At 71.1% G+C, this 19,367-nt stretch carries 14 protein-coding genes, 5 tRNA genes and 1 riboswitch; of the genes, 9 read left to right on the top strand and 10 right to left on the bottom strand.

The window, feature by feature from the left end:
* Positions 1-98: 98 nt before the first annotated feature.
* The 3 genes from ACFWJW_RS28220 to hrpA form a co-directional block, all read right to left on the bottom strand.
* On the bottom strand, positions 99-332 hold the full coding sequence (locus ACFWJW_RS28220; RefSeq protein WP_387246666.1) for a DUF6274 family protein: 234 nt from the start codon (positions 330-332) through the stop codon (positions 99-101).
* Positions 333-661: 329 nt separating this feature from the next.
* A tRNA-Asp gene (locus ACFWJW_RS28215) sits at positions 662-736 on the bottom strand.
* A gap of 94 nt (positions 737-830) precedes the next feature.
* A complete protein-coding gene (hrpA, locus tag ACFWJW_RS28210) occupies positions 831-4,949 on the bottom strand; it encodes an ATP-dependent RNA helicase HrpA (RefSeq protein WP_387246664.1) in 4,119 nt (1,372 codons plus the stop codon).
* Between the two features lie 241 nt (positions 4,950-5,190).
* On the opposite strand from hrpA, the gene ACFWJW_RS28205 reads away from it, so the two are divergent.
* The gene (locus tag ACFWJW_RS28205; protein WP_387246662.1) at positions 5,191-5,421 is read left to right on the top strand and encodes a hypothetical protein; all 231 of its coding nucleotides are present in this window, start codon (positions 5,191-5,193) and stop codon (positions 5,419-5,421) included.
* 60 nt (positions 5,422-5,481) lie between these two features.
* Here ACFWJW_RS28205 and ACFWJW_RS28200 read toward each other — a convergent pair.
* The 4 genes from ACFWJW_RS28200 to ACFWJW_RS28185 all read right to left on the bottom strand — a co-directional run bounded on the left by ACFWJW_RS28200 (position 5,482) and on the right by ACFWJW_RS28185 (position 7,517).
* Positions 5,482-5,555: transfer RNA gene (locus tag ACFWJW_RS28200), tRNA-Phe, on the bottom strand.
* Between the two features lie 4 nt (positions 5,556-5,559).
* Positions 5,560-5,634: transfer RNA gene (locus ACFWJW_RS28195), tRNA-Asp, on the bottom strand.
* Between the two features lie 48 nt (positions 5,635-5,682).
* A tRNA-Glu gene (locus ACFWJW_RS28190) sits at positions 5,683-5,755 on the bottom strand.
* Positions 5,756-5,837: 82 nt separating this feature from the next.
* Positions 5,838-7,517 (bottom strand): metallophosphoesterase, encoded by a 1,680-nt coding sequence (locus ACFWJW_RS28185; RefSeq protein ID WP_387246660.1) that lies wholly within the window; start codon positions 7,515-7,517, stop codon positions 5,838-5,840.
* Positions 7,518-7,637: 120 nt separating this feature from the next.
* Here ACFWJW_RS28185 and ACFWJW_RS28180 point away from each other — a divergent pair, with 120 nt between their 5' ends.
* The 5 genes from ACFWJW_RS28180 to ACFWJW_RS28160 all read left to right on the top strand — a co-directional run bounded on the left by ACFWJW_RS28180 (position 7,638) and on the right by ACFWJW_RS28160 (position 12,930).
* The gene (locus ACFWJW_RS28180; RefSeq protein ID WP_387246658.1) at positions 7,638-7,988 is read left to right on the top strand and encodes a metallopeptidase family protein; all 351 of its coding nucleotides are present in this window, start codon (positions 7,638-7,640) and stop codon (positions 7,986-7,988) included.
* A gap of 274 nt (positions 7,989-8,262) precedes the next feature.
* Positions 8,263-8,826, top strand: coding sequence for a hypothetical protein (locus tag ACFWJW_RS28175; protein ID WP_387246656.1), 564 nt, complete (start codon positions 8,263-8,265; stop codon positions 8,824-8,826).
* A gap of 246 nt (positions 8,827-9,072) precedes the next feature.
* Complete coding sequence (locus tag ACFWJW_RS28170) at positions 9,073-11,217, top strand: DEAD/DEAH box helicase (RefSeq protein WP_387246654.1); 2,145 nt, start codon at positions 9,073-9,075, stop codon at positions 11,215-11,217.
* A 178-nt stretch (positions 11,218-11,395) separates the two neighbouring features.
* Positions 11,396-11,471, top strand: a tRNA-Lys gene (locus tag ACFWJW_RS28165).
* Between the two features lie 322 nt (positions 11,472-11,793).
* Complete coding sequence (locus ACFWJW_RS28160; protein WP_387246710.1) at positions 11,794-12,930, top strand: PP2C family protein-serine/threonine phosphatase; 1,137 nt, start codon at positions 11,794-11,796, stop codon at positions 12,928-12,930.
* Between the two features lie 115 nt (positions 12,931-13,045).
* Here ACFWJW_RS28160 and ACFWJW_RS28155 read toward each other — a convergent pair whose 3' ends face one another.
* Positions 13,046-14,164 carry a DUF2332 family protein gene (locus tag ACFWJW_RS28155; RefSeq protein ID WP_387246652.1) on the bottom strand — a complete coding sequence of 373 codons (1,119 nt, stop codon included), beginning with the start codon at positions 14,162-14,164 and terminating at the stop codon, positions 13,046-13,048.
* Between the two features lie 284 nt (positions 14,165-14,448).
* Positions 14,449-14,603, top strand: a riboswitch (cyclic di-AMP (ydaO/yuaA leader).
* Between the two features lie 11 nt (positions 14,604-14,614).
* Between ACFWJW_RS28155 and ACFWJW_RS28150 the strand changes: the two genes are divergently transcribed.
* Together ACFWJW_RS28150 and ACFWJW_RS28145 are read left to right on the top strand one after the other, a co-directional pair.
* The gene (locus ACFWJW_RS28150; protein ID WP_387246650.1) at positions 14,615-15,715 is read left to right on the top strand and encodes a M23 family metallopeptidase; all 1,101 of its coding nucleotides are present in this window, start codon (positions 14,615-14,617) and stop codon (positions 15,713-15,715) included.
* A 194-nt stretch (positions 15,716-15,909) separates the two neighbouring features.
* The gene (locus tag ACFWJW_RS28145; RefSeq protein ID WP_387246648.1) at positions 15,910-16,881 is read left to right on the top strand and encodes an aldo/keto reductase; all 972 of its coding nucleotides are present in this window, start codon (positions 15,910-15,912) and stop codon (positions 16,879-16,881) included.
* Positions 16,882-16,971: 90 nt separating this feature from the next.
* Here the strand turns inward: ACFWJW_RS28145 and ACFWJW_RS28140 are convergent, their stop codons facing one another.
* Entirely contained in the window at positions 16,972-17,274 is a 303-nt protein-coding gene (locus ACFWJW_RS28140) for a hypothetical protein (protein ID WP_387246646.1), read from the bottom strand.
* A gap of 172 nt (positions 17,275-17,446) precedes the next feature.
* On the opposite strand from ACFWJW_RS28140, the gene ACFWJW_RS28135 reads away from it, so the two are divergent.
* On the top strand, positions 17,447-18,697 hold the full coding sequence (locus tag ACFWJW_RS28135; RefSeq protein ID WP_387246644.1) for a helix-turn-helix domain-containing protein: 1,251 nt from the start codon (positions 17,447-17,449) through the stop codon (positions 18,695-18,697).
* A gap of 337 nt (positions 18,698-19,034) precedes the next feature.
* Here ACFWJW_RS28135 and ACFWJW_RS28130 read toward each other — a convergent pair whose 3' ends face one another.
* Positions 19,035-19,205 carry a hypothetical protein gene (locus ACFWJW_RS28130; RefSeq protein ID WP_387246642.1) on the bottom strand — a complete coding sequence of 57 codons (171 nt, stop codon included), beginning with the start codon at positions 19,203-19,205 and terminating at the stop codon, positions 19,035-19,037.
* Between the last annotated feature and the right edge of the window lie 162 nt (positions 19,206-19,367).

The raw sequence follows: 19,367 nt of genomic DNA, 5'->3' as shown, positions 1-19,367 counted from the left end.
CGTGGCGCTTGAAGACGATACGTCCGCTGCGATAGTGAACTTCGCCCGCCACACCCAACAGCCTGTCACCGCACCGCGGGTGGCGCAGGCGTCGGTGGTCACCGGTCGGCGGGACCTTCGTCCTCGTCCGCCGGCGGCTCGCAGACGGCCCCGGACGAGCCGGAGGCGGACGCGGGCGCCGCAGGCCCGGAGCGGGCCGTGTGCGGCTCCATGACGAGCCGTTGCAGCTGATGGCAGACCGGGCAGTGCCGTGTCAGATGGCGATAACCCGTGGCGGCTGACAGATGGGCCCGCAACAGCGCCCTGGTCTCGTGCCGTACCGCAGTCGTCATGCGCATACCTCCCCGGCCCCCACGCCTTCCTCCAGTGAGTACCCGCGGTACGTGCCGCCGTCAATACAGCGGGCGGCAATCCGACTACGGTCCGCATCCGCCGGGAGTGGAACCGGCCGGTGCTTCGGCCGGCCCGCGGCGGGGTGCGGACGGGGCCGGAAGGTGATCGGCGCCACGCCCCCTGGCCGGCGCGCGACAGAGCGTGCCGCGTGATCTGACGGGATGTGGGGTGGCGGTGGCGGTGCCGGTGCCGGCTTCGTGCGAGGCGGGGCATGGGTACGGACAGCAGAACGGCCCGCATCCGAGGGGGATGCGGGCCGTTCTCTCTGCGGTCCTGACGGGATTTGAACCCGCGGCCTCCACCTTGACAGGGTGGCGAGCACTCCAAACTGCTCCACAGGACCTTGCGTTTCGCTTTCCGCTTGCGGCGGGCTGCGAAGCAAGACTGTACAGCAGGTCAGGGGGTGCGGTCGAACTCGATACCGGCGGGCCGGGTTCCTACGGCGCGGCGGCGTCCACCGCCTTCACGATGCGCTTGTCGGAGACCGGGTACGCGGTCCCCAGCGCGTGGGCGAAGTAGCTCACCCGGAGCTCCTCGATCATCCAGCGGATCTCCAGGGCCGCGGCCGGCACCGGGCGGCCCGGCGGGAACTGCTCCAGCAGCCAGGCGTATTCGTCCTGCATCTCCTTCACCTTCGCCATCCGGGTGCGGTCCCGCTCGGCGTTGGTGGGCAGCTGCTGGAGACGCCGCTCGGCGGCCACCAGATAGCGCATCAGATCCGGCAGCCGCTTGGCGCCGTGCGCCGTCACGAAGCCCGGCTTGATGAGCGCCGCCAGCTGCTCCCTGATGTCCGTGAGGGACGGCAGCAGCGAGGGGAACGCCGTCTCCTTCAGCCGGCGCTCGCACGCCTGCCAGGCGGCCAGCACCTCCTGGACCTGCTGGATGGTCTTCAGGGTGACGTCCACCAGATCCGCGCGGACCTGGTCGAACAGCTTCCGGAAGGACTCCTCGTCCCAGGCCGGGCCGCCCCGGGCCGCGATCAGCCGGTCCGCGGCGGCGGTGACGCAGTCCTCGAAGAGCGCGGCGATGGAGCCGTGCGGATTACGGGACAGCGCGAGCTTCTGCTGATTGCTCAGCTTGTCCTGGGCGAACTTGGCCGGATTGGACGGGATGTTGAGCAGGATGAGCCGGCGGGTGCCCGCCCACATCGCCGTGAGCTGCTCGGCCTCGGTGTCGAAGAGGCGTACGGCGACGCTGCTGCCCTCGTCGACCAGCGCCGGGTATGCCTTGAGCGGCTGGCCCGCGCGCCGGGTCTCGAAGGTGCGCGGCAGCGTGCCGATCGTCCAGGACGTCAGCCCGGTCCGCTGCTCGGGGCCGGCCGTTCCCGGGCCGCCGTCCGCGCCGCCCTTGCGGTCCCTGGCCGGCCGCTCGGCGGCCTGCTCGAATGCCTTGGAGATGGCCGCCCGGGTCTTCGGCTTGAGCCTCAGCCGCAGCGCCTCCAGGTCCTTGGCCTCGGCGAGCTTGCGGCGCCGCTCGTCGACCACCCGGAAGGTGATCTTGAGGTGGTCCGGGACCTTGGCCGGGTCGAAGTCCGCGGCCTCCACGGGCACGCCGACCATCCGCTGGAGCCCCGCGGCCAGAGACGTCGTCAGGGCGCCCTGAAGGGGGACCGTGGAATCCAGGAAGCGGGCCGCGAAGTTCGGTGCCGGGACGTAGTTGCGCCGGATCGGCTTGGGCAGCGACCGGATCAGCTCCGTCACCAGCTGTTCGCGCAGGCCCGGGATCTGCCAGTCGAAGCCCTCCGAGGAGACCTGGTTGAGGACCTGGAGGGGGATGTGGACGGTCACACCGTCCGCGTCCGCGCCCGGCTCGAACTGGTAGGTGACCTTGAACTTCAGCTTTCCCTGCCGCCAGGAATCCGGGTAGTCGTCCTTCGTGACGGCCTCGGCGGACTCGTTGATGAGCATCGAGTGCTCGAAGTTCAGCAGCTCCGGCTCGTCGCGGTGCTTCTTCTTCCACCAGGCGTCGAAATGCGCGCCGGAGACCACGTCCGCCGGAATGCGCTGGTCGTAGAAGTCGAAGAGCGTCTCGTCGTCCACGAGGATGTCGCGGCGCCGGGCGCGGTGCTCCAACTCCTCGACCTCACCGAGGAGTTTGCGGTTGTCATGGAAGAACTGGTGATGGGTGCGCCAGTCACCCTCGACCAGGGCATTGCGGATGAACAGATCGCGCGAGGTCTCCGGATCGATCCGGCCGTAGGTGATCTTCCGCTGGGCGACGATCGGGACGCCGTAGAGCGTCACCCGCTCGTACGCCATCACCGCGGCCATCTTCTGTTCCCAGTGCGGCTCGCTGTAGGTGCGTTTGACCAGGTGCTGAGCGAGCGGCTCGATCCACTCCGGCTCGATTTTCGCATTCACCCGCGCCCACAGCCGGGACGTCTCGACCAGCTCGGCGGACATCACCCAGCGCGGTGGCTTCTTGAAGAGCGCGGAGCCGGGGAAGACCGCGAACTTGGCGCTGCGGGCGCCCAGATACTCGTTCTTGGCGTCGGTGTCCTTGAGGCCGATATGCGAAAGCAAACCGGAAAGCAGGGAGGTGTGGATGTGGTCCGGCGCCGCGTCCTCCTCGCTCAGGTGGATGCCCATGGTCTTGGCGACCGAACGCAGCTGGGAGTAGATGTCCTGCCACTCGCGTATCCGGAGGTAGTTCAGGAACTCACCGCGGCACATCCGGCGGAAGGCCGAGGAGGACAGCTCCTTCTGCTGTTCGCGGACATAGCGCCAGAGATTGAGGAAGGCGAGGAAGTCGGAGGTCTCGTCCTTGAAGCGGGCGTGCTGCTGATCGGCCTGCTGCTGCTTGTCCGCGGGCCGCTCGCGCGGGTCCTGGATGGAGAGCGCCGCCGCGATGACCATGACCTCGCGGACACAGCCGTTGCGGTCCGCCTCCAGCACCATTCGCGCCAGCCGCGGGTCGACCGGCAGCTGGGAGAGCTTGCGGCCGAGCGGGGTCAGCCGCTTCTTGGGGTCCTTCTGCTTGGTGTCCAGCGCGCCGAGCTCGCTGAGCAGATCGACGCCGTCCTTGATGTTGCGGCGGTCCGGCGGGTCGATGAACGGGAACTTCTCGATGTCGCCGAGGCCGGCCGCGGTCATCTGGAGGATGACGGAGGCGAGGTTCGTCCGGAGGATCTCCGCGTCCGTGAACTCCGGGCGGGAGAGGAAGTCGTCCTCGGAGTAGAGGCGGATGCAGATGCCGTCGCTGGTACGGCCGCAGCGGCCCTTGCGCTGATTGGCGCTGGCCTGCGAGACCGGCTCGATGGGCAGCCGCTGGACCTTGGTGCGGTAGCTGTAGCGGGAGATCCGGGCCATGCCCGGGTCGATGACGTACTTGATGCCCGGGACGGTCAGCGAGGTCTCGGCGACGTTCGTGGCCAGCACGATCCGTCGGCCCGTGTGCCGCTGGAAGACGCGGTGCTGCTCGGCGTGCGACAGCCGCGCGTACAGGGGGAGGACCTCGGTGAACGGGAGGGCCTTCTTGTTGAGCGCGTCGGCGGTGTCGCGGATCTCCCGTTCGCCGGAGAGGAAGACCAGGATGTCGCCGGGGCCGGCGGACTGGAGCTCGTCCACGGCGTCGCAGATCGCGGTGATCTGGTCGCGGTCGCCCTCCAGATTGTTCGCAGCCTGGCCGCCCTCCTCCAGCAGCGGGCGGTAGCGCACCTCCACCGGATACGTCCGGCCGGAGACCTCGACGATCGGTGCGCCCCGCTTCGTCTCTTCCTCGCTCCCGGAGGCGCCGTCCCGGGAACCGGCGCGGTCCGGCGCCGCCCCTACGGACGCGAAGCTGCCGAAGTGCCGGGCGAACCGCTCCGGGTCGATGGTCGCCGATGTGATGACGACCTTGAGATCCGGGCGCCGGGGCAGCAGCTGGGCCAGATAGCCGAGGATGAAGTCGATGTTGAGGCTGCGCTCGTGCGCCTCGTCGATGATGATCGTGTCGTACTGGCGCAGCTCCCGGTCCGTCTGGATCTCGGCGAGCAGGATGCCGTCCGTCATCAGCTTGACGAGGGTGTCCCCGCCGACCTGGTCGGTGAAGCGGACCTTCCAGCCGACCGCCTCGCCCAGCGGGGTCCTCAGCTCCTCGGCCACCCGCTCGGCGACCGTACGGGCCGCGATCCGGCGGGGCTGGGTGTGCCCGATCAGGCCCCGGATGCCCCGGCCGAGCTCCAGGCAGATCTTGGGGATCTGCGTCGTCTTGCCGGAGCCGGTCTCCCCGGCGACGATCACGACCTGGTGGTCGCGGATCGCGGCGAGGATCTCGTCCTTCTTCTGGCTGACCGGCAGCTCTTCCGGATACGTGATCTCGGGCACCGCGGCGCGCCGCTGCTCGACCCGCAGCTCCGCCTCCTCGATACCGCCGGAGATCTCGGAGAGCACGGCCGCCCGGGCCTCCGGCTTACGGATACGGCGTGCGCCGTCGAGCCGGCGCCCCAGCCGTTGCTGATCGCGCAGCATCAGCTCGGGCAGACGTTCCAGCAGGTCGGAGAGGCCGGGAGCGGCGGTGCCGGGCAGCGCGGGAGCAGAGCCGTCGGGCAGGGCGGAGGCAGGCTGACTGGACATACGTCCCCCAGGATCTCACCTCGCCCAAACGACTGGCGAACCATTTGCCCGCGCGGGCGCCGCACGGCGCGGCCCGGCAACGCTTCCCCTGTCCCGGCCGGTCCTCGCACCCATGGACGTCCCGGCCGGCGCCACCGCCATCCGGGTGGCCGCGAGGGGGGGCGTGCGGGCGCGCGTGGGGGAATGCGAAGGCGCCCGAAAATGGCCCCTGAAGCCCGCGCGCATCCACGAGAATGCCCCTATGGACAAGGGAATACGACGGATTGCGGGCATCGTCATGATGGTCGCCGGTATCGCGCTCGGCGCCTGGCTGGTCTTCGGCGCGCCGCACGACTGGGAAGGCAATGTGCGGCTGCTGAAGATGGCGATGGGCCTGGCGGCGACGGGGATGATCACCGGCGGTGCCCGGCTGATCTTCTGGCAGCCCGAGGACGAGTCCGCCGAGACCGCCCAAGAGGCCGGTGTCGGATAGCGACGAACAACGACGAAAAAGGCCCCGATTCGAGGAATCGGGGCCTTCTCCCAAGGGGTGTGGCTGGGGCCGGGGTCGAACCGGCGACCTATCGCTTTTCAGGCGATCGCTCGTACCAACTGAGCTACCCAGCCGCAGCGGTCCTGACGGGATTTGAACCCGCGGCCTCCACCTTGACAGGGTGGCGAGCACTCCAAACTGCTCCACAGGACCTTGCATTGTGCGAAAGCGGCGTGAGCCAGTCTCGCACACGGTGATGCGTGCCCCCAACGGGATTCGAACCCGTGCTACCGCCTTGAAAGGGCGGCGTCCTGGGCCACTAGACGATGAGGGCTGGTGGCCACCTTGGCGTCGTTACCGGCGCCGTCGGGGACGTGAGAAGCATATGGGATGGGAGGACCGTTCGCCAAAACGGTTCAGCGGGGGTGGTCGGAAGGACTCCTGGCCGGGCGCGCGGAAGGGTGGGACGAGGGCCCGGAGGACGGGCCTGCCGAGGGCGGTGAACCGGACGGCGAAGGCGTGGCGCCGGGTTGGTTCTCATGGGGGAGATGACGGCTGACCTCGGCCCGGGACAGGCCCAGTCCGCCGAGGGTGATCTCGTCCCACGCCTGGAGCCGTTTCGTCCGCCGGTCCAGATAGAGCACCGAGGCCAGGACCGGCTCGGGCTTCTTGTTGTGCACCGCGCGCAGTCCGCCGCCGCCCGTCGAGCCCTCGACCATCAGCCGGGTGCCCTGGGGGAGCAGGGTGTTCTCCCGGTGGTGGACATGGCCGGCCAGTGCCAGCGGGGCCAGGCCGTCCGCCTCGGTCACCGCGGCGGGGTTGTGGGCCAGCGCGAGGTCGACGGGGGTGCCGGCCAGCCGCTGGGTACGCAGCGCGTCGGCGAGGCGGCCGCCGGCGGTGCGCTCGGCGGGGTCGCCGGCCGCCACCACGGAGCGGTCCGGGGTGAACTGCGGGTCGCCGACGCCCGCGATACGTACCCCGGCGACCTGGGTGACCTTGCCGTGGTCGAGGACGGTGACATGGCGGCGGCCGGACAGGTACTTCTGCGTGCCCAGGGAGTCGTGGTTGCCGCGCACCCATACGTAGGGGGCGCCGAGGGTGGAGACCGGGTCCAGGAAGTGGTTCTCGGCGGCCGAGCCGTGGTCCATGGTGTCGCCGGTGTCGACGATCACGTTGATCCGGTACTGCTTCACCAGGGAGGCGATGATCCGCCAGGCGCCGGGGTTGAGGTGGATGTCGGAGACGTGCAGGACGCGGATGGTGGTGGGGTCCGGCTGGTAGACGGGCAGCGTCGAGGTGGCGTCGTAGAGCTTGGTGACGTTGGTCACCAGGCGCGCCAACTCCTGCTGGTAGACGTTGAATTCGCTGACGATGCTGCGGGCGTTGCCGACCACCGAGGGCGCCGAGGTGAGCAGGCCGGAGAACTTCGGCTCCAGTACGGACTCCGGGTTCCAGGTGGCGTACGCGGTGCCCGCGGAGGCGCCGAGCAGGGTGAGCGCCAGACCGCCGGCGGCCAGTGCGCGGCGCGGGCGGCGGTAGACGGCCAGGCCCAGCGCGGTGGCGCCGGCCGCCACGGCGACACAGGAGTGCAGCGCGAGTCCCAGGGCGCCGCGGGTGATGTCGTGGGTGACCTCGGCCTGGAGACCGGCGAACCGTTCGGGGTGGTCGACCAGCGCCTGGGAGCGGACCGGGTCCAGCCGGTCGACGCCGACATCGAGCCGTACGGGCGCGTGGTGGCTGCTCAGTTCCAGGTCGCCGAGCGGCGCGACCTCGATCCGGGTGCCGCCGGACAGCGAGGGGCGCAGCGCCATGCTGGTGTCCATCGGGCCGACGGGGACACGGAGGCTGCCGATCAGCAGCAGCCCCAGCCAGGCGCCCGCGACGGTGACGGCCATCAGGCCGAGGGCGGACACCAGGGGGCGGTGCGGCGCGCCGTCGAGCAGGGTGGCGGTGGGGGCCGTACGGCGGGAGCGGTAGCGGCGGCGGACGGCTGCCGGGAGGGCGCGTACGCCGTCGAGGCCGGTATGGAGCAGCCGGTGCGGGTGGCTTTGCGGGGCGTCGGGGTGCGGTGTCCGGGAGCGCGCTGCGCGGGCCATTGGTCCCGTATGCCCGGCGGTGGCGCCGTTAAGCGAGGAGGGGCCGCTTCCGGTTGGGCTGCGGTGCGGCGGGCGGGCCGCGACGATCGGTGGGGAGGCGCCGTGGCGGAGAATGGTGGTGTGCTGGAAATGACGCGCGAGGAGTTCGAGGAACTGGTCGCCGAGGCGCTCGACCGGATCCCGCCGGAGCTGACCCGGCTGATGGACAACGTGGCGGTCTTCGTCGAGGACGAACCACCCGCCGGCGACCCCGACCTGCTCGGGCTCTACGAGGGGACGCCGCTGACCGACCGGGGGGAGTGGTACGCCGGTGTGCTGCCGGACCGGATCACCGTCTACCGGGGGCCGACGCTGCGGATGTGCGACACCCGCGAGGACGTGGTCGCGGAGACCGAAGTGACGGTCGTTCATGAGATCGCGCACCACTTCGGGATCGACGACGAGCGGCTGCACGCGCTGGGCTACGGCTGAGGGCTGCCCGTAGGGCCTGCCGGGCACGTGAAGGGCCACGGCCCGGCGGGAGTGCGTCCCGGAACCCGCGCCCGGCGCGATCGGCCGGGCCTGGTGCGTGTCCTCAGGTGGGGGGCGGGAGTTGGGCAGGGCGTCCGTGCCGCCGTCCCTGCGTTCCGGATCCGGAGGTCCCGCCGTGCGCCCGAGCCCACATCGCCCGTCGTCCCTGACGCCGACACCGTCCCCGTCGTCGTCCCCTGCCCCTGCCCCTGCGTCGCGCCCGCCGTCGGCCCGGGTGCGCTCCCGGGCCGCCGCCGCGGCCGTGACCGTCTCCGCGCTGGCCGCGGCGCTGGCCGGGTGTATGAGCGTGAGCGACCCGGAGGAGCCGAAACCGTCCGGCAGCTCCGCGCGGCACGACGGGAAGGACGGCTGGTCCGGCCCCAACGGGGTGACCGTGGACGGCCGCGGCGACGGCCCGCGGCGGATGGGCCGCAACGGCGAGGCACACCCCGCCGGCGGCAAGGGCAAGAAGGCGGGCAAGGCGTCGAAGAGCGCGGCACCGGAGCCCTCCGAGCCCGGTACCCCGTCCCAACCCGTGCGGCCCTCGGGCCCCGAGCCGGGCGCGGGCGACGGCCACGGCGGCTCCGGCGGCCATGGCGGGCGCCCCCGACCGGAGCCCTCGCCGTCCCGCCCCGACCGCCCGGCCACCCCGCCGGCCTCGTCCGCGCCCAGTACGCCCCCCGCGCAGCCGACCCCGCCGCCGAGCAGCCCCCCGCCGCCGCCGAGCTCCCATGCCTCCGGCCCGTCCCCCGTCTCGCCGATGGCGTCGCAGTCGGAGCCCTACGACGAGGAGGCGTGAGGGGTTCCGGGCGGAGCGGGTAGCTTTGTCCGGGGGAGTGGAGGGCCTGGTCAGAAGGTCATTTGCCATCCGGGGTGCGGAGTGCGTATGGTGGTAGATCGTTTGATCCCATTTGCCCGGCGCCAGAAAAGAAGCGCGCCGCGTGGCGCGTTCTCTCCCTTGCCGTGGCTGACCGCATAGAGGCGGTCTTGTGAAACACACGGAGTTTGGGCGCGTGCCGAGACTCCGGAAGGTTTCGCATTTCGCATGTCCATTTCCACTGAGCAGTCCGTCATGCCCGCAATCGACGAGCAGACGGCCCCCGAGGTGACGGCGGTCGACGAGTCGCCCGAGACCGACACCGACACCGTCACCTTCGCCGACCTCGGACTGCCCGAGGGCGTCGTCCGCAAGCTCGCGCAGAACGGCGTCACCACCCCCTTCCCGATCCAGGCCGCGACCATCCCGGACGCGCTGGCCGGCAAGGACATCCTCGGCCGCGGCCGCACCGGCTCCGGCAAGACGCTCTCCTTCGGTCTGCCGACCCTGGCGCAGCTCGCCGGCGGCCACACCGAGAAGAAGAAGCCGCGCGCCGTCATCCTCACCCCGACCCGTGAGCTCGCGATGCAGGTCGCGGACGCCCTCCAGCCCTACGGCGACGTCCTCGGCCTGAAGATGAAGGTCGTCTGCGGCGGTACGTCCATGGGCAACCAGATCTACGCCCTGGAGCGCGGCGTCGACATCCTCGTCGCCACCCCGGGCCGGCTGCGCGACATCATCAACCGCGGCGCCTGCTCCCTGGAGAACGTCCAGGTCGCGGTTCTCGACGAGGCCGACCAGATGTCCGACCTGGGCTTCCTGCCCGAGGTCACCGAGCTGCTGGACCAGGTGCCCCAGGGCGGCCAGCGGATGCTGTTCTCCGCCACGATGGAGAACGAGATCGGCACCCTGGTCAAGCGCTACCTGACCAACCCGGTCAGCCACGAGGTCGACAGCGCCCAGGGCAACGTCACCACCATGACCCACCACGTCCTGGTCGTGAAGCCGAAGGACAAGGCGCCGGTCACCGCCGCCATCGCCGCCCGCAAGGGCCGCACCATCATCTTCGTCCGCACCCAGCTGGGCGCCGACCGCATCGCCGAGCAGCTCGTCGAGTCCGGTGTGAAGGCGGACGCGCTGCACGGCGGTATGACGCAGGGCGCGCGCACCCGCGTCCTCGCGGACTTCAAGGACGGCTACGTCAACGCGCTGGTCGCCACCGACGTCGCCGCCCGCGGTATCCACGTCGACGGCATCGACCTGGTCCTGAACGTCGACCCGGCCGGTGACCACAAGGACTACCTGCACCGCTCGGGCCGTACCGCCCGCGCCGGCCAGTCCGGCACCGTCGTCTCGCTGTCGCTGCCGCACCAGCGCCGGCAGATCTTCCGGCTGATGGAGGACGCGGGCGTGGACGCCTCGCGCCACATCGTCGGCGGCTCCGGTGCCTTCGACGAGGACGTCGCCCGGATCACCGGTGCGCGCTCGCTCACCGAGGTCCAGGCCGAATCGGCCAACAACAGCGCCAAGCAGGCCGAGCGGGAGGTGAGCGAGCTCACCCGTGAGCTGGAGCGCCTTCAGCGCCGCGCCGCCGAGCTGCGCGAGGAGGCCGACCGGCTGACCGCCCGGGCCGCCCGCGAGCGCGGTGAGGACCCGGCCGAGGCGCTCGCCGCCGCTGCCGAGACCGCCGCCGCCGAGGTGGCCGAGGCCGCCGTTCCGGCGCAGGCCGGCGCGGCCGACGAGCGCCGTGACGACCGGGGCAACTTCGAGCGCCGCGACCGTCGTGACGACCGCTCCGGCGGCCGTTCCTTCGACCGTGACCGCCGTGACGACCGGGGTGGCTTCAACCGCGACCGCCGCGATGACCGTTCCGGTGGCCGTTCCTTCGACCGTCGTGACGACCGGTCCGGTGGCGGCTTCAACCGCGACCGTCGTGACGACCGGGGCGGTTTCGGCCGTGACCGCCGTGACGAGCGTTCCGGTGGCCGTTCCTTCGACCGTCGTGACGACCGTTCCGGCGGCGGCTTCAACCGCGACCGTCGCGACGACCGTTCCGGTGGCCGTTCCTTCGAGCGCCGTGACGAGCGTTCCGGTGGCGGTTTCAACCGCGACCGCGGCGACCGTCCGAGCCGCCCGTTCAACCGTGACGACCGCTCCGGCGGCCGCGCCACGGGCCGTTCCACCGGTGGCTACCGTTCCGCCGGCGGCGACCGTCCCTTCAACCGTGACGACCGCTCCGGCGGCCGTCCGTCCGCCGGTGGCCACCGCTCCGGCGGCGACCGCCCGTACGGCCGCCGTGACGACCACCGTGGCGCCCCGACCGGCTCCTTCGGCCGTCGCGAGGACAAGCCGCGCTGGAAGCGCAACGGCTGATCACCGACGCTGATCCGCGGGGCCCGTACGCACTCAAGTGCCGTGCGGGCCCCGCGCGTTGTACGGCCCGCCGCAGGCCCCGCCGGGCCCGCCGGCCGGCCTCGCGGCACCCCGCCGGATGGCTTGATCCGTAATGCCTTCGGGCTGCGGCACCTCCTCGGGCTATGCTGCTCGGTGCGGGCCATTAGCTCAATTGGCAGAGCAGTGGACTTTTAATCCATTGGTTCAGGGTTCGAGCCCCTGATGGCCCACCAGAAGCGGGACGGGAAGACCGTCCGGCGGATGCGGTGCCCCGAGGGCCCGGACCATTCGCGGTCCGGGCCCTCGGGCGTGCGCGGGGTGCCGGGCGGGCCCAAATGCCGTGGAGCGGAACGTGCTTGGGGGCGCGAGGCGGCTCCCGTTTCCTCCTGGGCTTCCCCCGCCGCCCGCGCGCCACCTCCCCCCCGGCCGGTCCCGTGACCCGTCCGGCCCCCGACGAGTCGCCGGCCCGGCCCGTACCGGCAAGCCTGGGGACGTCGAGGCGACCGGCACGGCGGTCCCGTACGGACGGGCGGGAGGGGGAAGCGGCCGGTGCGGATGCTCCGAGGTGAGGCGCCCTCTGCGGGCGGCGGGGAGCGCCGTGCCCGGCTGGTGTCGTCCGGCCGGATGCCGATGCGCCGGCTTCCCGTCCTCCTGATCGCCGGCGGTGTCGCCTTCGGCATGGGGACGCCCGCCGGTTACACCGCCGCCCCCTTCTTCTCGGCCGCCCCACTGGTCGCCGCGCCGTTCTTCGCCCTGCGCGGCACCGTGCTCACGGCACTGGCCGCCGTGCTCGGCGAGATCTGGGTCGTCCTCTATCGCAGCGGCGCCGCGCGGGATCACGGCGAGTCGGTGACGGAGACCGTCATGGTCCTGGCCGTCGCCCTGTCGGCCCTGGGCATCAACCGGATCGTCCGGAGCGCCGGCGTCCGCCCGGCCTCCCTGGAGGACGTCTCGGCGGCCCTCCAGCGCGCCGTCCTGCCCACGCCGCCCGAACGGCTCGCCGGGCTCGCCATCGCCGCCCGCTACGTGGGCGCGCGGGTGGCGGACCGGAGCGGCGGTGACCTCTATGCGGTCCAGGAGACCCCGCACGGCGTACGGCTGCTGGTCGGCGACGTACGGGGCAAGGGGCTGGACGCGGTGCGGACCGCGGTGATCGTCATCGGCGCCTTCCGTGAGGCGGCGGAACAGGAGCGCACCCTGGGGGCGGTGGCGGGCCGGCTGGAGCGGGCGCTGCGGCGGGAGGACGGGCGGCGCGAGGGAGTGGAGCAGACCGAGGGGTTCACCACTGCCGTTTTGGCCGAGATCCCCGCCAACGGGCAGTGCGTTCTGCGGGTGCTCAACCGGGGCCATCCGTCCCCGCTGCTGCTCACCCCGGACGGCGGGCTGCGCGAGCTGCTGCCCGCGGCGCCGGCGCCGCCCCTCGGGCTGGGCGAGATGGCGAGCCGGCCGGACCGGCCGGACGAGACGTTCTTCCCGGCCGGGGCCCTGCTGCTCTTCTTCACCGACGGGGTGACCGGCGCCCGGGACCTCCTCGGCCGCTGCTACAACCCGTCGGGCACACTGCGCGGCTGCCGCTTCCCCGGCCCGGACGTCCTCGTGGACACCCTCGTCGAGGAGGTGGCACGGCATACGGGCGGCGCGTCGGCCGACGACATGGCGCTGCTGGCGGTGCAGCGGCCCATGGGGGCGTAGGTGGTGGCCCGTAGGGGGTTCGGTGGGCGGGGGCTTCATGGGGGTGGGGCCCGTGTAGGGGGACGGGCGGGCGTACGGGGTGCCGTACGGGAGCCGGGCCGTCCCCCGACCCCGCTCAGTGCCCCGGGCCGCCCCGTGCGCCGGAGAGGCTGTGCAGGCTCTGGCCGTGCGGGCCGGTGAGCGCGACCGGGCGTCCGTCGAGCGCGAGGGTCAGGTGCAGGGCGTCGTCCGGGCGGGGCGCGTGGGGTGCGGCGTCGGTGATCCACGGCAGCACGGAGTAGTGCTCGTTGGAGATCCAGTGGCCGCCGCCGGGCCGCCCGTCGAGCAGCGACCGTACGAGACGCGCGAACTCCGCGCGGCGGGCCGGCGGGAGATAGGCCAGCACGGCGCTGTGGAAGATGACCAGCGTCGCCTCGGGCGGTGCCTCGGCGGCGAGCGCGGGCAGCTCGTCGATCAGGTCGCCGCGCACCATCCGTGGCCGCGGCGCCGGCCGCACCGCGTCGACGGCCGCGGCCAGCCGTGCCGCACGCTCCCCGTCGCCCGGCCATACGAGCGCCTGGAGCCAGCGCAGATCGTCCGGTTCGCCGGCCGGGTCGAGCGGGTCCAGGTCGATGCCGGCCCGCCAGACGATCCGCGGCAGCCGTTCGGGCAGCTCGTCGGCCGCCCCGCCCGTACGGCAGGTGAACACCAGCGGGCTCTCCGGTGCACCCAGCTCGGCCCGGCGGCGCGGCCCGTCCCCGCCTTCGGCCTCGTACCGGTAGCGATAGCGGTCGGGGTGCAGACACAGCCCCGCGGACGCGCCGGCCTCCAGCAGCGCCAGCGGCTGCGGCAGACGGGCGAGCAGCGGCAGCAGGGTGGCGCAGCGGGCCGGTTCGTTGGTCTGGGTGGCGCGCTGCATGATCACCGCGCGCACCTCGTCCCAGTGCCGGATCGTCCACTCGCGCCAGCGCCCGTACGCGGCCGCACCGCGCGGGCCCGTCTCGGCGTGCGGGCCGTCGAGATAGCGGACGGCGGCGAGCAGGAGGTTCGGCTGCTGTTTGTTGCCGGCGGGCAGCGAGCCGGACAGCAGATCGCAGAACTCCGCGTCCTGGCTGATCCGCGCGGTCAGCTCCTCGTGCGCGTCCGACCGGCCGCGCGCCTCCCGCCAGGAGAACTCCCCGTACCGCTCCGCCACTCCCCACGCGTGACCGGCGGCCCGTCCGGCGTTCCCGGTGTTCCCGACGTTGACGACCATGATCCGACGTTACTGCTCTCACCCTCCGTGACCGAGGGGCACCCCTGCGCATAACGACTGGCACACAATCCGCGCGAGATCGTTTAGGGCTGGCGGGCCAACTCGCCCGGGTTGCTGCACTGCTGGCCGAAAAGGCCGCGCGGCAGCTCGTGCGGAGCGCATACGGATTCGTGGGAACGCTTGGAATTCGGCCGCCGTCTCTATTACTGTCCGATAACGCAGCGCGGTCGTCCCAGCCGCCGCCCGAGGCGGCACCGCGCGCCGACGCCGAATCCCGCACGCGCTTTTCACGCACCCCCAAGCACTTCGAACTGCACCAAGGGAACCGGGGAACCACTTCCTTGGGGTGAATCGGACGCCCTCCGCCAGTGGGCGTCCGTAGGAGACCTTCCTGCTCCGAACCCGTCAGCTAACCCGGTAGGCGAGAAGGAAGGAAAGGAGTGCGCCCCCGTGGCGTCCAACAGGTCTACCCCTGAGGACCCGTTCGCCTACGAGCTCGATGACCGAGGTGCCTTCCCCGGCCCCGGTGTCGATGACGGCGACGGACCGTGGGAGGAATGGAATCCCACCGAGGAATCCACCCGTGCCGTTCGAGGCAAGCACCGCGTCGCCAAGCAGCGCGGCGGCGGATTCGCCCGCAGCGGCACCGTCCTGGGTGTCGGTGTCATCGCGGCGGTCGGCGCGAGCGGCATGGCCTCGGCCGAGGGCCGTCCGCCGGTGCCGATCTCGATGCCCGACGTCGGCGGCCTGGCCGACGACCTCTCCGAGAAGCTGCCGGACGCCAAGGAGCTTCCCGGCATCGGCGAGCTGATATCCGACGACGACTCCGCGGCCACCGACGCCGCCTCGGCTCCCGACAGCGGCGCGGTCACCGCCGCCACGGGCGCGGACACGGGTAACGCCGCGGGCGCCGGTGAGGCGCTGCGCAGCCGCATCCTCCAGCAGGCCGACGCGCAGCAGGGCTCCGCCGAGCAGGAGGCCCGCGAGGCCGCCGAAAAGGCCGCCGTCCAGCAGGCCGCCACGGAAGCCGCCGCCCACCAGAAGTCGGCCGAAAAAGCCGCAGCAGCCAAGAAGGCGGCCGAGATGGAGGCCAAGCGCAAGGCGGAGGAAGCGGCCCGGCGGAAGGCGGAGGCCGAACGCCTCGCCGAACTGGCGAAGAGCTTCATCGCCCCCGTGTCCTCCTACACGCTCACCGCCAGTTTCGGCCAGGCCGGTGACCGCTGGGCCGCCGACCACACCGGACAGGACTTCGCCGCGCCGACCGGCACCCCCGTCAAGGCGGTGCACTCCGGCACCATCACCCAGGCCGGCTGGGCCGGCTCGTACGGCTACCGCATCGTCCTCACCCTCGACGACGGCACCGAGCTCTGGTTCTGCCACCTCTCCTCGATGGTGAAGACCTCCGGCAAGGTCAGCACCGGCGACGTCATCGGCCGCGTCGGCGCCACCGGCAACGTCACCGGCCCCCACCTCCACCTGGAGGTACGCCCCGGCGCCGGCGACCCGATCGACCCGATGCCGTGGCTCCGCGACCACGGGCTCAACGTGTGACCGAGGGCGTCGAGGGCGTCGGGGGCGTGGAGGGCATTGCGGGCACCGAGGGCATCAAAGCCTGAAGCAGACCCACACGCACACCCACCCCCACCCCCACCCCCACACCCTCAACCCGTAAGGGCCCGAGGGCAGTTGTCGTCCCGGGGGAAGAGGAAGGAATAACTCCTCTTCCCCCGGCGCTGCAACGACGTATGACCGCGACACACAGCACCACCCCAGGCGCCCGCAGCACCCGCAAGCCCCTCGGCTCGCTCTCCGTCTCCCCGCTGTCCCTCGGGGGCAATGTCTTCGGCTGGACGGCCGACGAAGCCGAGTCCTTCGCCGTGCTCGACGCGTATGTGGCGGGCGGTGGCAATTTCATCGACACCGCCGACGCCTACTCGCACTGGGTCCCCGGCAACGAGGGCGGCGAATCCGAGACCGTCATCGGCAACTGGCTGGCCTCCCGCGGCAACCGCTCCGAGGTCGTCATCGCCACCAAGGTCGGCGCCCTCCCCGGCTACAAGGGCCTGTCCCCCGCCACCATCAAGTCCGCGGTCGACGCCTCCCTGACCCGTCTGCGCACCGACTACATCGACCTCTACTACACCCACTACGACGATGAGTCGGTCGAGGTCCCGGAGTTCCTCACCGCCCTCGACGACCTCGTCCGGGCCGGCAAGGTCCGCGAGATCGCCGCCTCCAACATCTCGGCACAGCGCCTGGAGGAGTCCCTGGCCTGCTCCGCCCGTGAGGGCCTGGCCCGCTATGTCGCCCTCCAGCCCCACTACAACCTGGTCTCCCGCGACACCTATGAGGGCGAACTCGCCGAGGTCGCCGCCCGCCACGACCTGGCCGCCGTCCCGTATTACGCCCTCGCCTCCGGCTTCCTGACCGGCAAGTACCGCCCGGGCACCCATGTCGACAGCGCCCGCTCCGGAGGCGCCGCCAAGTACGTGGACACCGACCGCGGCCGCCGCGTCCTCCAGGCCCTCGACACCGTCGCCACCGCCCACCGCGCCGAACCCGCCACCATCGCCCTCGCCTGGCTCACCGCCCAGCCCACCGTCGCGGCCCCCATCGCCAGCGCCCGCACGGTGAACCAGCTCCCGGCCCTGCTGGCGGTGGGGGATGTGACCCTGACGGAGGCGGAACTCAAGCTGCTGGGGGAGGCTTCGGCCTGACCCAGTTCTCAAGGGGGAGAAGGCGAGCCCGCCCGCCGGCTTCCTCCCTCCTCCCCCTGCCTCCTCCCACTTCCCTCCCCGTCCTCCGTCCTACTTCCGGCGGTCCACCACGGCCCACGACGCGGCGGCCACCCCACCCGCTACGGCGAACACCGAAGGCCACGCCCCGATCTTCTTCGCCAACGGATGCGACCCGGCAAACGCAGCCACATACACCCCACTCAACGCAGCCGCCGTCACATTCCCCGCCTTACGCTGCCACTCCCACGCCGCCACGGCCCCGGCAGCAGCGAGCGCAACCCCGCCCAGGGGGCGCTTCTTCGTCCAGCGCGCTACGGCGTAGCCGCCTACCAGGCCGGTTGCGGCAACTGCTGCGGTCGGAATTCCAGCCATCACTAAGCCCTTCTGCGAACAAACAACGAAGCCAGCTCTCCTTCTGACCCTACGTCGCACCGGCCGCGGCAGATTGGTATGCACAGCATCGTGAACTAGGCGAGCACCGCGACGAGTTCATGCTGAACACGTACGCTGGCGGTGACGTTGAGTGTGCAGAGAGGGGCCGAACGTGTCATCTGACGCTACTCCGGAACTGCCTTACGAGCCGATCGCGTTCGGTCAGCGAATGCAGGTTCTCCGTGTTCGCCGCGGTATGAGCCGTATCGTTCTCGCTGGTCTGCTGGGTAAGTCGCCGAGCTGGGTAAAGCAGGTGGAGGGCGGGCGGCTTCAGATGCCCAAACTCCCCATGGTCCTGCGGATCGCCGAGGCTCTCCGCGTGCCGAGTCTTGCCGATCTCGTTGGTGATCAAGCGACGCCGATCTCGCTCTTCGTCGGTCCCGGCCATGCTCGCCTCCCGTATGTACGGGACGCCCTCAACGAGTACCCACTGGCGGCCTCGCGCCAGGCTCCGTCCGCCGCCCATCTGAAGCACCGCATCGCCCATGCGTGGCGGGCGCGGCACTCCGCCCCGCATCACCGAGACGTTATTGGTGAACTGCTCCCGCACCTCATTCGCGATGCTCAAGCCTCCTTGGCTCAAGCGGAGTCGGGAGCGGAAAGAAGGGCTGCGCAGTCCGTGCTGTCCGAGGTCTACAGCCTCAGCCAGTTCTTCCTCGCGTACCAATCTGACGCGCCCTTGCTGTGGCGGGTAGTGGAGCGCAGTTTGGTCTCCGCGCAGGAGTCCGAGGACCCACACACCATCGGTGTCGCAGCATGGCTTGCCGCACAGGCACATCGCGACAGTGGTCCTGGGCACTACGAGGCCGCAGACGCCGTAAACCTGGCGACTCTCCGCTACCTCGAACCCCTCCTCCCTGAAGCCGACGATGACGTACTTGCCATCACGGGGGCACTGAATTTCGAGGCCGGATATACCGCGGCCCGACGAGGGGACGCCGGCACCGCCTGGCGCTACTGGGATGTCGCGCGGTCCATGGCAGGGCGACTTCCCGCGGACTATTTCCACCCCGTGACCTCGTTCTCCAGAGCGATCATGGGGGCTCACGCGGTGACCGTAGCCGTGGAGCTGCACGCAGGCGGTGAAAGCGTCAGGCAAGCCGCTGCCGCAGACGTGACGCTCATTCCGTCGCGTCCGCGGAGCGCTCGCCACCGTATTGAAGAGGCGCGTGGCTACTACCTCGACGGCCAGGCAGAGACTGCTCTGGCAGTTCTGGACAAGGCCCACCAGGCCGCTCCCGAAACCATCCGCTACAACGGATACGCGCGGCGGATCGTCTTGGAAGAGACCGAGTCGAGGAGCCCGGCACAACGGCGTAGGGCAAGCGAACTCGCCGTGAGAATTGGCGCGTTGGCGGCGTAAACGAAGGGGTACAAACTGTGCCCCTGACGCTCTCTGGATGGCCGTACGGTCAGTCTCGCCTGACCGTACGAAGACCCCCGCGACCGCTCCACACGGTCCGGGGCATGGCCAACCTGAGAGAGCAGGTCAACGTGTCGAACTGTATCGCCCGAATCTTCGAGTCCATTTTGCAGGCACTGTTACCTCCATCGGGGCGGCGCAGGACACGACAGCCGCGACGACGGGACGCACAGGTCATTTCCCGTCACCTCGACACCGGCGCCGGAGCGGGTTGCGCCATGAAGGGGACGGGCTGATGAGTGTCCGGCAGTTGCTGCGTCTGCTGCCTTGGCCGAACTCAGCTGGCCACCCGTGCTACCTGTCCACAGACGGGACAGGGTTCTTGTCGCGCCTTGCTGACGATATGGAGCAGATGCAGCTCGACATGGGAAGCGATCTTCTCGACTTCGCGCGCGAACTGCTTGATGACAGCAAGGTCACGCACCGTGAACTTCACTTCCTTGTCCATCGGTTGACCGAAGCTCTCCGGGACGCGTTACGCGTTGCTGAGAGCCGTGGCGCCAGGATTCCCGTACATGGCGGCGATGAGGCAGCGGAGGCCGGAGGGCGATGCAACGGAGCTGAATAGCGCAGGTGTCTGTGTGACGGATGAGCCGCTGGAGGCTTGAGC

The sequence above is a fragment of the Streptomyces sp. NPDC127097 genome (assembly GCF_042724075.1).
In the GTDB taxonomy this organism is placed as follows: domain Bacteria; phylum Actinomycetota; class Actinomycetes; order Streptomycetales; family Streptomycetaceae; genus Streptomyces.
This window is presented reverse-complemented; position numbering and strand designations above follow the sequence as displayed.

What these genes read in the sequence shown, in the direction of transcription:
- ACFWJW_RS28220 (WP_387246666.1), bottom strand. Translation starts at nt 332, where the DNA reads ATGACGACTGCGGTACGGCACGAGACCAGGGCGCTGTTGCGGGCCCAT.
- hrpA (WP_387246664.1), bottom strand. Translation starts at nt 4,949, where the DNA reads ATGTCCAGTCAGCCTGCCTCCGCCCTGCCCGACGGCTCTGCTCCCGCG.
- ACFWJW_RS28205 (WP_387246662.1), top strand. Translation starts at nt 5,191, where the DNA reads ATGGACAAGGGAATACGACGGATTGCGGGCATCGTCATGATGGTCGCC.
- ACFWJW_RS28185 (WP_387246660.1), bottom strand. Translation starts at nt 7,517, where the DNA reads ATGGCCCGCGCAGCGCGCTCCCGGACACCGCACCCCGACGCCCCGCAA.
- ACFWJW_RS28170 (WP_387246654.1), top strand. Translation starts at nt 9,073, where the DNA reads ATGTCCATTTCCACTGAGCAGTCCGTCATGCCCGCAATCGACGAGCAG.
- ACFWJW_RS28160 (WP_387246710.1), top strand. Translation starts at nt 11,794, where the DNA reads ATGCTCCGAGGTGAGGCGCCCTCTGCGGGCGGCGGGGAGCGCCGTGCC.
- ACFWJW_RS28155 (WP_387246652.1), bottom strand. Translation starts at nt 14,164, where the DNA reads ATGGTCGTCAACGTCGGGAACACCGGGAACGCCGGACGGGCCGCCGGT.
- ACFWJW_RS28145 (WP_387246648.1), top strand. Translation starts at nt 15,910, where the DNA reads ATGACCGCGACACACAGCACCACCCCAGGCGCCCGCAGCACCCGCAAG.
- ACFWJW_RS28140 (WP_387246646.1), bottom strand. Translation starts at nt 17,274, where the DNA reads ATGGCTGGAATTCCGACCGCAGCAGTTGCCGCAACCGGCCTGGTAGGC.
- ACFWJW_RS28130 (WP_387246642.1), bottom strand. Translation starts at nt 19,205, where the DNA reads ATGGACAAGGAAGTGAAGTTCACGGTGCGTGACCTTGCTGTCATCAAG.